The organism is Daquilactobacillus linshuiensis, from assembly GCF_052828685.1.
Window position 1 is genome coordinate 1,382,902 of record NZ_CM128255.1, and the last position, 14,041, is coordinate 1,396,942.

12 protein-coding genes are annotated in these 14,041 nt (G+C 29.5%); 5 read left to right on the forward strand and 7 right to left on the reverse strand.

The annotated features are described in order from the left end of the window. Positions 1–113 precede the first annotated feature (113 nt). On the reverse strand, positions 114–1,088 hold the full coding sequence (locus ACUV9F_RS07415) for a polyprenyl synthetase family protein (protein WP_446183634.1): 975 nt from the start codon (positions 1,086–1,088) through the stop codon (positions 114–116). A gap of 71 nt (positions 1,089–1,159) precedes the next feature. Between ACUV9F_RS07415 and ACUV9F_RS07420 the strand changes: the two genes are divergently transcribed. After that, positions 1,160–2,068, forward strand: coding sequence for a prenyltransferase (locus tag ACUV9F_RS07420; RefSeq protein ID WP_446183635.1), 909 nt, complete (start codon positions 1,160–1,162; stop codon positions 2,066–2,068). A gap of 13 nt (positions 2,069–2,081) precedes the next feature. On the opposite strand, the gene ACUV9F_RS07425 is transcribed toward ACUV9F_RS07420, so the two are convergent. Beyond that, complete coding sequence (locus ACUV9F_RS07425; protein WP_446183636.1) at positions 2,082–3,296, reverse strand: acetate/propionate family kinase; 1,215 nt, start codon at positions 3,294–3,296, stop codon at positions 2,082–2,084. Between the two features lie 197 nt (positions 3,297–3,493). Between ACUV9F_RS07425 and ACUV9F_RS07430 the strand changes: the two genes are divergently transcribed. The 4 genes from ACUV9F_RS07430 to ACUV9F_RS07445 all read left to right on the forward strand — a co-directional run bounded on the left by ACUV9F_RS07430 (position 3,494) and on the right by ACUV9F_RS07445 (position 8,643). Further along, a complete protein-coding gene (locus ACUV9F_RS07430) occupies positions 3,494–5,341 on the forward strand; it encodes a coiled-coil domain-containing protein (protein WP_446183637.1) in 1,848 nt (615 codons plus the stop codon). Positions 5,342–5,385: 44 nt separating this feature from the next. Beyond that, complete coding sequence (locus tag ACUV9F_RS07435) at positions 5,386–6,537, forward strand: cation:proton antiporter (RefSeq protein WP_446183638.1); 1,152 nt, start codon at positions 5,386–5,388, stop codon at positions 6,535–6,537. Positions 6,538–6,630: 93 nt separating this feature from the next. Further along, the gene (locus ACUV9F_RS07440; protein WP_446183639.1) at positions 6,631–7,830 is read left to right on the forward strand and encodes an NAD(P)/FAD-dependent oxidoreductase; all 1,200 of its coding nucleotides are present in this window, start codon (positions 6,631–6,633) and stop codon (positions 7,828–7,830) included. 111 nt (positions 7,831–7,941) lie between these two features. After that, positions 7,942–8,643, forward strand: a complete 702-nt coding sequence (locus tag ACUV9F_RS07445; RefSeq protein WP_446183640.1) for a glucosamine-6-phosphate deaminase — start codon at positions 7,942–7,944, stop codon at positions 8,641–8,643. A 37-nt stretch (positions 8,644–8,680) separates the two neighbouring features. Here the strand turns inward: ACUV9F_RS07445 and mnmG are convergent, their stop codons facing one another. From mnmG to rpmH, 5 genes are all read right to left on the reverse strand, one after another. Next, entirely contained in the window at positions 8,681–10,588 is a 1,908-nt protein-coding gene (mnmG, locus tag ACUV9F_RS07450; RefSeq protein ID WP_446183641.1) for a tRNA uridine-5-carboxymethylaminomethyl(34) synthesis enzyme MnmG, read from the reverse strand. 2 nt (positions 10,589–10,590) lie between these two features. Beyond that, entirely contained in the window at positions 10,591–11,973 is a 1,383-nt protein-coding gene (gene mnmE, locus ACUV9F_RS07455; protein WP_446183642.1) for a tRNA uridine-5-carboxymethylaminomethyl(34) synthesis GTPase MnmE, read from the reverse strand. A 133-nt stretch (positions 11,974–12,106) separates the two neighbouring features. Beyond that, the gene (locus ACUV9F_RS07460) at positions 12,107–12,910 is read right to left on the reverse strand and encodes a YidC/Oxa1 family membrane protein insertase (RefSeq protein WP_446184369.1); all 804 of its coding nucleotides are present in this window, start codon (positions 12,908–12,910) and stop codon (positions 12,107–12,109) included. Positions 12,911–12,971: 61 nt separating this feature from the next. Further along, entirely contained in the window at positions 12,972–13,322 is a 351-nt protein-coding gene (gene rnpA / locus ACUV9F_RS07465; RefSeq protein WP_446183643.1) for a ribonuclease P protein component, read from the reverse strand. A gap of 57 nt (positions 13,323–13,379) precedes the next feature. Next, complete coding sequence (rpmH, locus tag ACUV9F_RS07470) at positions 13,380–13,520, reverse strand: 50S ribosomal protein L34 (RefSeq protein WP_244088059.1); 141 nt, start codon at positions 13,518–13,520, stop codon at positions 13,380–13,382. Positions 13,521–14,041 lie beyond the last annotated feature (521 nt).

A 14,041-nucleotide genomic window follows, 5' to 3' on the forward strand; every position in this document is an offset into this window, starting at 1 on the left:
AGTTCGTGATTATGGGATATTCTTTTTAAGTAAAATTGGTCAACTAATAAAATTCGTTGAATAGAAACATCATTTTTAATTTTAGTATCTAATACTTCTACCACAACTCGTTTTTATTTACTTCTTTTTAGCATTTGTTTTGTGATTTTTAATAAAATATCTTTTTCTTCACTTTCTTCTAGAGTATTAATCCTCTTAATTGCTGAGTTAGTATAATGCTCGGCAATTTTTTTTGCCTGTTTTAGACCATTATTTTTCTTAATTAGTTCAATTGCCCGCTTTTTATCGGTATCAGTTAGTTCATCTTTACTAAGTAAACTAGTAAGTTCACCCTTATCATTTCTCAATGCTAAAATTATTGGAAGTGAATAAATCTTATTATCTAGGTCTTCATAGTTAGGTTTACCAGTTTTGTTAGGGACCGAATAATCTAATAAATCATCAATTATTTGAAAAGCCATACCTATATCATGTCCAATGTATTTTGCTTTTTTAATTATTTTCGAATTTGCTCCACCCATTATTGCACCAAATTCAGTACTTAATTGAAATAATTCTGCTGTCTTACCACTAATTTCTCTCAAATACATTTTTAACGTAGCATTAGGATTATCATTAATCAGCATTTGATCTAATTCACCAAGTAGTATTTTTTTCATACTTTGAGAATTTAATAATATTTCTTTTTTAGTTGGAGCAATTTTAGTCAATAATTCAAAATAAACAGTAAATAAAAAATCTCCAGCATAAATGGCATTTCTCATCCCATATTTAGAGTGAATTGTTGCAGCTTTTCTTCTAAGTGGTGAATTATCAATAACATCATCATGAATTAAAGTTGCTAAATGTAATATTTCTAAAATTCCAGCTGCTACTTTCAAATCATCATCTGATATTTTATTATCCCCAAATTCACTGAACAAATAAAAAAATGCAGGTCGAGTCATTTTTCCACCAGATTTAATTAATTCTTCTATCATTTCAGATATTTCATTATTTCTTATTTTTACTTGCGACAAAATAAAAATTTGTGTACTTTTTAATTGTTTTTGAATTTTTGGATAGGGCTTCCAAATTTTATTTATCAATGTTTATTAACCTCAAATGTTTGTTATTATACTAATAGTATTATAAAAAATTAACAAAGGAAATGATTTAAATGAATATTGCTGTTTTTCTCGAATTAGTAGAAATTACTTCACTATCTGCATCAATTTTACCATTACTGCTTGGATCATTATACTCATCTTATTATTACGGAATAATAAACTGGCAAAATCTTATTCTAATCTTTATTGCGTCTATTTTATTTCATATGGCTGTTAACGTTAATGACAATTTAAAGGATTTTAAAAATGCTACAAATGCACATACTTTTAGAAATAAAACTAACGTTGTCGGTGTTAACAAATTAAGTTTAAGTCTTGTTACTAAAATAAATATTATATTGATGTCATTTTCGGCACTTATAGGAATCTTCCTAGTTTTTAAAACAAGTATTGCCTTATTATTTATGGGAATATTTTGTTTTTTAATTGGATACTTTTATGCAGGAGGACCGCATCCAATTAACAGAACAGCTTTTGGAGAACCTCTTTCCGGCTTTACAATGGGATTCATGATATTTTTAATTTCAGTTTATGTAAATACTGCAAATAAAATTCCTCTTAATTGGAACTTTATTTGGCCAATATTTATTGCTTCAGGGTTAACAATGTTTTCTATTTCTAATCTTTTATTAGCAAATACAATTTGTGATCAGCAAGAAGATATACAACTTGGTCGTAAAACTTTAATTTATTATATAGGAAAAAAAGCAGCAATAAACTTAGTTCCAATATTATATATAATAGGTTTTTTAATGCTAATTGTATCAGCACTTCTTGGATATCTACCAAAGTCGATTTTGTTAACTCTTATAACAGTACCTATCATATATAAGAATACTAAATTTTTATATACAAACCAGATAAAAAAAGAGGCCTTTCCTAAATTTGCAAAAAACTTAGCTATATTATCAATTGCTCAAGTAATTTCTTTTATAATCGGCTTATTAACAGGATTTTAAAAAAGAACAACTATTAAAGTTGTTCTTTTTGTTTATCAACTTTTTGTAATAAATTATATGTATCTATTGCAATCATCAACTCTTCATTTGTTGGAATTACATATGTCTTAACCGGCGATTTATCAATGCTTATCTCTGTTTCTTTACCACGAGAATTATTTTTTTCTGAATCTATATCAATTCCAAAATATTTAAGTTTATCACCTATTTTTTTTCGCATTTCAATTCCATTTTCACCAACACCAGCAGTAAATACTAAAGCATCCAATCCACCAAGTTCAGCAATATATGAACCAATGTACTTAATAACTCTGTTTACAAATATATCAAGAGCCAGTTTAGCTCGTTCATTTTTATCTTCAATGTCTTCAAGATCTCTCATATCATTTGAAATACCTGAAATACCTAATAATCCAGATTCATTATTTAAGATATCAATAAATTCTTTAATATCATAAATACTTAATTTATTCATTATATATGGAATCAAAGACACATCAATATCACCACTTCGAGTACTCATAGTGACACCTGCCAGAGGTGTAAATCCCATTGAAGTATCAATAGCTACTCCATTTTTTATTGCACTAATTGAAGCTCCACTTCCTAAATGTAGAGTAATAACACGCTTTTCGCTATTTTCTCCAAGCAACTCATTAACTCTATTAGAAACAAAACGATGACTAGTTCCATGTGCGCCATATTTTCTCACACCATATTTATCATAATATTCTTTTTCAATACTATAAAGATAATTAACAGGACTTAAATCGCTGAAAAAAGATGAGTCGAATACTGCTACCTGAATTGCATTTGGTAATAACTTGCTAAATACCTCAATATAATAAGCTTCAACAGGATTATGTAATGGAGCATATTCACTAAGTTTTTTAATATCTTCTAAAGAACTAGCGGTAATAATTGATGATTTTTTAAAAATTTCTCCACCAGCAACGACCCTATGACCAACTGCTTTTATTTCTTCTAATTTATCAACAATATTTAAATCCTTTAGTCTAGTTAAAATTAATGTAACTGCCTTCTCATTTGTCTCAATTGGCTCTTCTTGTTTAAATTTCTTTTCATGACCATACTTAACAGTAAATACTGCATTTGCTTTACCAAGACGATCAATCATACCTTTAGCAATTAATTGTTTTTGTGGCATATTAAATAACTGCCACTTTAATGTACTACTCCCTGCATTAATTGAAATAACTTTTACCATATATAACACCACTCTTCAATATAATTGTTAGCGATTACATTATATCATTACATTTATCTTATTAAACAACGTTATTCATTTTTCTATAAATAACATCCTAAATATCACTAACAATCGGCTATATACATAGCTTTGACAGGTATTTAAGTTAATGGTAGTATTTATTTGTTTAGAACGATTCAAATGGAGGAATCAATATGAGCTTTTTAGATAAACTTTTTCCCGACGAGGTAAGTGATAATAAACACACTAATATCGCCGATTCAACTCAAAATAAACCGGAAGAAAAATCAGATATAAAGATTGTAAAACCAAAACCTCAAGTAACTTTTAATAATTCATTATCAAATCACGATAAGCGAGTTCAGCTTGAAGAAAAAATGGCTAGTTTGGCTACTGAATATAGCTCATTGCGTGGTTCTCTTAAGAAAACTTTATTTGCTGAAAGAGACGAATTTCAATCAAGTAAAAATACAACTGAACAAAAAATTGCAGATTTAACAGCAAATCAAGAAAAATATTCAAAACAAAAAGAAGCTCTTTTGGCTGAAGACGATGCTGACCTTCTTGAAAAGCTTGAAAGCAATAAACAACAATTACTAAATCAAACAGAACTAATTGAAAAATACCAAGAACAAAACAATGGTGTTGAAGATGAATTAAAAAATAATAATGATGATATAAAAGAAGTAGAAAACGCAATCGAAAGTAATAAACAAGCCGAAAGTAACCTATCTGAAGAAATCAAAAACGAAACTGATCTAAAAAAAATGTACGAGTTAATGGAAAAACAAAAGAAATCAGTCGCTCATTTATATGAAGATAGGGAAAAACTTTCAAAAAGTCGCGACAAGTTACTCAAAAAAAATGAAGAATTAACTTCCGAAAATCAACAATTACTTAATAATATCGAAGAAGCAACGAACATTTCGACAAATATTAAAAAACAAATTACACAATTAGATACTCAAATAAAAACAAATACTCAAAAAAGAACTCAAAATATCTCACAACTTGAAAATCAATTATCAATAATTTCTAAAGAATTAAATAATAACAAGAATCAATTACTTTCAATTAATAAAAGTATTAAATCACTGGATTCTAAAATACAAGAAACATTTAATTCTAACTATTTAGTAAGAGATGTTTCCTTTAGTACAAAAAAAACGTATGCTATTTTACAACCTTCTAATGACAAATCAGGGCAATTAACTAAAGAGATTTATAATTACATTTCTCAAATTAATAAAAGTAAAGCACTAACTTTAACTAATCTAGAAAATACCGATACCATTTTACCTGAAGGTAAGATATTTAATTTATACGCTGATTTACAATTCAGCTCTAAACCTACTGAAAAAAGAGTTTCAATTCAAGACAGACCTGATTGGAAAACCTTAAAAAATGAAAATGAAACAAAAATATTAGATCAATCAGATAACTTATTAATGACTGTTCATTTCAAAAATCAAAAAATTTCATCAATAGATTATTTTACTGATGAGCATCTAAATAAAACTAACATTTATAATCAAGATGGTATTTTATCAAAAACTAAATTTTACACAGAAAAAGAAACAATTGACGAAGAAACATACTATAGAACCGATGGTAGCACTGTTCTTACGAAGCAATTCGAAAGCGAACAATTAACTTCTGTACAGCTGTTTGACGAGGATGGACTTCAAACAAATGTCTTCAGCAATGAATACCAATTAGCTAAATGGTGGATTACCAACATTAAAAAAGATTATGAAAATCTTGTTCTTATTGGTGATCCCACTGATGATACTTTTAAAAATATGTCTTCCGATAAAGAATTAAATATCGAATCATTAGTTTACTTAGAAAATGTTCATAGCAATATTGGCAGAATTAGAGCATTACTACACAGTAAACCCATAATTAATGATATATTAGTTACAACACAAGACGACCTTCAATCAATCGAAGATATAACAGACAGAGATATTAATGTAAGTGTGATAAAAAAGCCTGATTACGAAGCTAATAGTGCAAAACTACCAAATTCATTAATTTAGACACCTAAAGGTGTCTTTTTTTATAAAAATAAAGAGAGGTACAAATGAATACAATAATACCAATAGTTATAATTCTATTATTATCCGTTATAGTAAGCCATTTTTTTAATAAAACAGGAATTCCTGCTGTTCTTGGAGTGATTATCTTAGGCATAATTTTAGGACCAGGAGTAACAAATACAGTTCACCAAACTCATATATTAGATGTTTTTTCTGAGATAGGGGTGATTTTACTAATGTTTATTGCTGGCATTGAAAGTGACCTAAAGCTTCTTAAAAAATATTTTAAGCCAAGTATCTTAGTAGCAATTTTAGGAGTTGTAGTTCCCATTTCTACAGTCTTTATATTTGATTATTTTTATGGTTTTCCAATTAAAGAAAATCTATTTATATCTATAGTATTTGCTGCTACCTCAGTTTCAATATCTGTAGAAGTTTTAAAAAGTCTAAACTATTTAAGTGGTGCAGCAGGTACTACTATTTTAGGCGCTGCAGTGGCAGATGATATTATTGCAATTTTTCTTTTAAGTGTTATGACAGGAACCCTTAAAGGAAATCTTAAGCTTAAAGACTCAATATTGATGATAATCATATGGATTATTTTCTTTATATTTGCATATTTTCTAATTAAAAAAATAATTCCATATATAAATCATATTTCCACAAAGTTAATTGCCTCAAATTCAGAATCTATAATCGCTATATCGCTTTGTTTTTCCGTAGCGATATTAGCCACATTTGTTAAACTAGATGCCGTTTTAGGTGCGTTTATCGCGGGTATAGCGTATTCAGAAGTAACAAATAATAAACAAATAAATAAATCTATTCAAACAATTGGTTATTCTATGTTCATTCCAATATTCTTTGTTAGTATCGGTTTAAATATTTCCTTTTCAACCATTGGAAAAGACATTTTTTTAATCCTATCACTAACAGTTATTGGTGTACTTACAAAGTTAGTGGGTGCAGGAATTGGATCGAGAATCTCTGGATTTTCGTTTGATACATCCTATATTGTAGGCGCCGGAATGATTTCTCGAGGAGAAATGGCATTAATCATTGCTCAATCTGGATTTGCAGCCGGATTAATGAGTAAAGAATATTATTCAGCTATTATATTGGCAGTAGTATTAACAACTCTAATTGCACCTTTAATTTTAAAACATTCTATTTTAAGAAAAATTCAAAAAAAATAAACCGCTTACTATATTATTTGTAGTTTAAAAAATCAAGGGTATAATATTTATTGTATAGAAAAATTAGATAGATTTATCGGAGGTTTTTGTATTATGGCTCGTATTTTAATTTTAGGTGCAGGGTATGCTGGAATTAGAACAGCAAAAATGTTGGCAAAATCAGCACCAACTGATACACAAATTGATTTAGTTGATAAAAATGACATTCATGTTGAAAAAATGTCTCTTCATGAAATAGCTGCTGGTACAGCTAGCGTCGATTCAATGAGTTTTCCAATAAAAGATGCTATCGATAATCAAAAAATTAACTTTATTCAAGCTACAGTGTCAAGAATTGACAAAGATAGTAAAAGGGTTTCATTTTCAGATCATGAAGATATGACATATGACTATCTAGTAGTTGGTTTAGGATTTAGATCTGAAAACTTTGGACTTCCTGGTGCTGATCAATATTCATTAGTGTTAGAAGATATTCCAACCGCAAAAAAAATTTATGAGACAATTGAAAAAAATGTTGCAAATTATAAAAACTCAAATGATCCTAACGATTTAAACATTTTAGTATGTGGTGCCGGATTTACAGGTGTTGAAATTTTAGGTGAACTAATTGACTCAACAAGAAAACTTAAAGAAAAATACAATGTTCCTGAAATAAATATTACTTGTCTAGAAATGGCAACACGAATTTTACCAATGTTTGATGAAGAACTTGCAAATTATGCAGTTGATTATCTAAAAACTAATGGTATTAATTTAAAAACTGGTTCTAAAATTAAAGAAATTCAAAAAGATGGCGTTTTGTATGATGATCCTGAAGGAAATGAACATAAAGACGGTGGCAACACAATCATCTGGACTGTTGGAGTAAGTGGTAGTGATGTAATTAAAGACTCCGGTTTTGATGCTAAAAGAAATCGCGTAATGGTTACCGATTACTTAAATATAGAATCAAATCCAGAAGTATTTATTATTGGTGATGTTTCAGCATCAATGGATCCTGACTCAAATCGTCCATATCCAACAACTGCTCAACTTGCAATTGCTCAAGGTGATGTAGTTGCAGAAAATATTGTTGCATCAATAGAAGGAAAACCACAAATTAAATTTGTTTATAAATCACTTGGTACAATCGCATCACTTGGTCAACATAAAGGTATTGCCGATATGATTATTGGAGGCAAGCACTTTAAAACAAAGGGCTACCTAGCTTCACATGCAAAGAACTTTTCTAAGGATAAATCTATTCTTGAAGTAAGCAAATTAAAAATTGCTTTAGCAAAAGGAAAATTATAAAATTACTAGTCCAGTTATTAAACTGGGCTTTTTTATTACCCATTTCTTGACAAAAAACCTTTTTTACTATAGATTGGACTAGACCAATAAAGAAATGTGGAGGATTTATTGATGAAAATCATTAGAGTAAAAGACGCCAACGAAGGCGGAAAAAAAGCATTCGAAATTTTTAATGAAGCTTTAAATAACAATGCACAAGTTTTTGGATTAGCGACAGGAAGTACTCCTATAACTTTGTATCAAGAACTATCAAAAAGTAATTTAGATTTCTCTGATAAAATCTCAGTTAATTTAGATGAATATGTTGGATTAGATGCTGATAATGAACAAAGTTATCATTATTTCATGAAGAAAAATCTTTTTAATGCAAAACCTTTTAAAAAATCTTATGTTCCTGATGGCTCAAATCTTGATGAAAAAAAAGCTACTTCTGATTACGATAAAATCATTGATGAGAACCCTCTTGATTTGCAATTATTAGGAATTGGAAGAAATGCCCATATCGGATTTAATGAACCAGGTTCACCATTTGATGGTACTACTAGAAAAGTTGCATTGACTCAATCAACTATTGATGCAAACAAAAGATTTTTTGAAAAAGAAGAAGATGTTCCTAAGTTTGCATATTCAATGGGAATTGGTTCTATCATGAAATCTAAAAAAATTCTTTTAATTGCTTATGGTGAGGACAAAGCTGAAGCAATTGCAAATACTATTAACGGTCCTGTTACAGAAGAGGTACCAAGTTCCATTCTTCAAAATCATCCTGATGTTACAATTATTATTGATGAAGCAGCCGCTTCAAAACTTTAATAAAAATATTTCCTGGGAAATAAAAAGGAAGCTCATATTATTGAGCTTCCTTTTTTGCTATTCTGCCACGTTCAATATATACGCTTAATATCCCAATATCAGCTGGGTTAACGCCGCTTATACGACTTGCTTGTGCAATAGTTCTAGGATTTATTTTTTCTAGTTTTTGAACTGCTTCAGTTGCTAAGCTATTAACTTTTGTATAGTCAAGATTTTCTGGAATGATTTTTGATTCCATTTTTCTTAAATGTTCGATATTAGCTTTTTCTTTTTTGATATAACCTTCGTATTTAACAGTGATTTCAACTTGTTCTTTAACTCTGTGGTCAACATCTGCAGATCCTATAAAATTCTCAATATCTTCATAATGAACTTCTGGTCTTTTTAATAAATCTGCTGCCAAAATTCCGTCTTGTAATTTTTTGAAATTATTTTTAACCATAAAGTCTTGAACTTTTTCATTTGGTTTAATCATTGTCTTAGATAGTCTTTCAAATTCACTCTTTATGTCTTCTTTTTTCTTAGTGAATTCATTATATCTACTATCAGAAATTAATCCTAAGTCATATCCTTTTTGAGTCAAACGTAAGTCGGCATTATCATGACGAAGAATCAATCTATACTCAGCTCTACTTGTTAATAAACGATAGGGCTCATTGGTACCTTTAGTTACCAAATCATCAATTAGCACTCCAATATATGCTTCATCTCTACCCAAAATAAATGGATCTTTATTTTGATTCTTCAAAGCAGCATTTATTCCGGCCATAAGCCCTTGACCAGCTGCTTCTTCATAACCAGAAGTTCCATTCATTTGACCAGCAGTGAATAGATTTTCAATAATTTTAGTTTCTAAATTTGCTTTTAATTGCCATGGTTCAATTACATCGTACTCAATAGCATATCCTGGTCTCATCATTTCTGCATTTTCTAGTCCAGCAACAGAATGAATCATATCTAATTGAACTTCTTCTGGCATAGATGTTGAAAAATCACCAACATAATATTCTTGGGTATTCCTTCCTTCAGGTTCTAAGAATATTTGATGACGAGGTTTATCAGCAAAACGCACTATTTTGTCTTCAATTGAAGGACAATATCTTGGTCCAACACCTTCAATTATTCCTGAAAACATGGGAGCACGATCCAAATTTTCACGAATGATTTCATGTGTTTTTTCATTTGTATAAGTCATCCAGCATGATAATTGTTCTTTAAGCTTCAAATAGTTCTCATCTGGAGTTTCAAATGAAAAGTGATTTGGTTTTTCATCACCAGGCTGCTCTTCAGTTTTTTCAAAATTGATAGTATTTTTATTAACTCTTGGTGGTGTTCCTGTTTTAAAACGAGTAAGTTTAAATCCATTTTTCTCTAGATTATCGGATAGCTTAATTGATGGAAGCGAATTGTTAGGCCCTGAGGAGTACATTAGTTCACCTATAATGATTTTACCTCGAGAAGATGTTCCGGCTGTTAAAATGACGCTTTTTGCCTCATATGAAGCTCCTGTATCTGTTATAACACCTTTACAAACTCCATCTTCAATTATTAGTTCTTCAACCATACCTTGTCTAAGAGTTAGGTTAGGTTGATTTTCCAAGGTATTTTTCATTACGCTATGATATAGTTCTTTATCTGCTTGCGCACGTAAAGCTCTAACAGCGGGACCTTTACCAGTATTTAACATCCTCATTTGAATATAAGTGGCATCAATTGCCTTACCCATTTGACCACCAAGTGCATCAATTTCTCTTACAACAATACCTTTTGCTGGACCACCAACAGAAGGGTTGCATGGCATAAAAGCGACCATGTCTAAATTAATTGTAATTAATAAGGTTTTTTCACCCATTCTTGCTGCTGCAAGTGCTGCTTCTGTACCTGCATGACCAGCCCCGACAACAATAACATCATAATTATTTGATTTATATTTTTTCATTTTCATTACTACTTCCCTAAACAAAATTGACTAAATAGCTGTGTAATTAATTCATCTGGATAACTTTCACCGGTGATTTCACCGAGTTTTTCCCAACAATTTGTCATATCTATTTGTACTAAATCAATTGGCATACCCGATTCAATTCCACTTATAACATCATCAAGTGAATTACCAGCTTGTCTTAATAATCCAGCTTGTCTTGCATTAGTTACCAAAACATCATTTCTACTGTCTTCAATACCTAACATAAACAATTTCTTTACTGACTCTTTGATATCATCAATACCGTCATTAGTTACTGCTGAAGTAGAAATTAAAATATCTGAATCGGTAATATAACTGGATATTGAAGCATTTGTAATAACTGAATTCAAATCATTTTTATTCATAATAATGATTCTTTTTTTATCTCTAGTTAGCTCTAATAGATCAACATCTTCTTGAACGAGCTTTTTACTTGCATCTAATACTAAAATGATTAAGTCGGCATTATCAATGGCATTTTTACTTCTATCGACACCAATTTTTTCAACTTTATCATCCGTATCATGGATTCCTGCTGTATCAATGAGTCTTAGTGGGATTCCATCTAAGTTGACGAATTGTTCAATTACATCCCTTGTAGTACCGGCAACATCAGTGACGATTGCACGATCTTCATCGAGCAAAGTATTTAAAATACTGGATTTTCCTACGTTAGGTTTACCAACTATTGCTGTTGCTAGACCTTCACGAAGTATTTCACCATTTTGAGATGTTTTTAATAATTGATTGATATTTTCTTTAACAATTTGAGCTTTTTCTAACAGCATTTTTGTTGTTAATTCATCAGTATCGTATTCTGGATAGTCGATATTAACTTCAACATTGGCTAATACATCAAGTATTTCTTGTCTTAAGTTCTTAATTAATTTTGACAAACTTCCTTCAAGCTGATTAACCGCAACTTGCATTGCTTTATCGGTCTTTGCTCTTATAACATCCATCACTGATTCAGCTTGTGTAAGATCTATACGACCATTTAAATATGCTCTTTTTGTAAATTCCCCTGGCTCTGCTAATCTAGCTCCACATCCAATTAGCAATTGTAAAACTTCATTTGTTGCAACAATTCCACCATGAGTATTTATTTCTACAACATCTTCAGTGGTAAACGTCTTAGGAGCTTTCATAACACTAACCATTACTTCATCGACTGTATTATTTTTATCAACAATGTGTCCATAATTAATAGTATGAGAATCAACTTTAGTTAGGTCTTTCCCTTTAAAAATACTATTGGCAATTTCTATACTCTTGTCTCCAGATAATCTTACAATTGAAATTGCACCTTCACCTGGTGGGGTAGAGATTGCTGTTATTGTGTCATAATCTGTTACTGTACTCATCTTTTCTTCCTTTTTGCAATAAAAAAAGCGCAATAAAACCGACTCAAAAAAATCTTGAGTTGGTTTAAAGCACTTTGACTACTTTTAATATTTAATTTAATAAGATAATAAACATAAATAAAAAATACGTCAATTATTTTTTATTTTTATATGCTTTTTTCTTAGCTTTTCGTAAAGCTTTTTGTTTTGCTTTTTTTTCTTGTTCCTTTTGTCTTTGTTCACGTCTATATTTAAATGGATTTTGAAAAGCCAATGTTTGCAATACTTGGAATGCATTGGTAATTACCCAATATATTGTAATTGCACTTGCAAATGTTAGAGCTGGAATAAAAATAATGACAGGCATAATAAACATCATTATCTTATTCATGCCATTTTGATTAGGTTGTGAAAGACTTGTTATATATGTACTTAAGAACGTAAATAAAGCAGCTAAAATCGCCATTACATAGTAAGGATCAGGTTGTCCTAATTTCATCCATAAAAAACTACCAGTTCTTAACTCTGTAGTCTTATAAATTGCTTGATACAAAGCAAACATTACAGGCAATTGAATAAGCATTGGAAGCAAACTAGCAAATGGATGAACACCGGCATCAGAATAAATTTTTTGTTGTTCTTCTGAAAGTTTTTGTCTTGATTCTAAATCTTTACCAGGATATTTCTTTTGTAATTCTTGAATCTGAGGCTGTAGTGCCATCTGTTTATTCATTGTCTTAGTTTGATAATAGTTCAAAGGAAGCAAAATAATTCTTATTATGATAGTAAAAATTATTATTGCCCATCCATAACTATTATGAACTAAGCTTGCTAACCATAAAATAAATCTTGAGAAAGAATAAATTACATAATGATCCCAAAATCCTGAACTATGGCTAGTAATAGGAGTGTTATAGTAGTTCGCTGAACATCCTGAAAGTACTACAACAAAAACCATTAAAAGGGCAAAGAGTAATAACTTATTTCTTCTTAATTTTTTCACTGTATAGACCTTACCTTTATAGAGTTTCTTCTATTATTTTACCTAACTTTAGCAAATGAGTAATATTATTTTTTGTATCTTTCATATCTAAATTTATTGAAGGTTTCCTAGCAATAATTAAAAAATCCACCTCTGCTGGAATCTGATCCTTCAATTCAAATAAAGATTGTCTAATATATCTTTTAATACGATTTCTTTTATTAGCCCTTAAAGCAACTTTTTTTCCAACTGATAATCCAACACGGAAATGTTTTTGTCCTTGTTTAGGTATCTGATATAAAACAAAGTTCTTATTAGCTACTGAATTTCCACCGAAAAATACCTTTTGAAACTCATCTTCTTTTTTTATTCGGTAACTTTTTCTCATAAAACAATCACCATACTTAAATGAATTTATAAAAAAAGACCACTGATTATCAGTAGTCTATGCTGATAGAACTTTTCTACCTTTTTTACGGCGACGAGCCAATACTTTTCTACCGTTACTTGTACTCATTCTTTTCATGAAACCATGAACTCTTTCACGATGGCGTTTCTTAGGTTGGAATGTTCTTTTTGTTTTCATCTTTTTGCCTCCATCCGAATATTTATCTTCAATAATTAATTGTTACTAAATTAATCTCTAAGACAATTACTCGAATATATTACCATGAATTAAAACAAATTAAAATATAATTTTTAAAAAAAGTCATCGCTATCTCAAAGAGTTTTCCACTTTATAAAATCAAGAATTGTGTAAAACTTTTTATAATTTATTTTTATTTTTTTTAATCCACAATTTTTTTAAGAAGTTTTCAACAGATGAACACCGTATTGAAAAAATTATCCACACTATTATTTTTTCTGTGAATAACTTTTATAATCATTTGTATATCAGTCTTTTTTTCCACAAGATCCTGTGCATATTTTTTAAAAATTATTGTTATTAACAAAATGCACATATTTTTTTACTTCTTTTTCCACTGTTTTGTTATTTCTGTGTATTATTCTTTGTTAAATCTGTGGAAAACATTTTTATAGAATGCTAAAATAGTACATACTTACTTGTTAATATCTTAATATTCTCTTAAATATTGGAGGAACTTC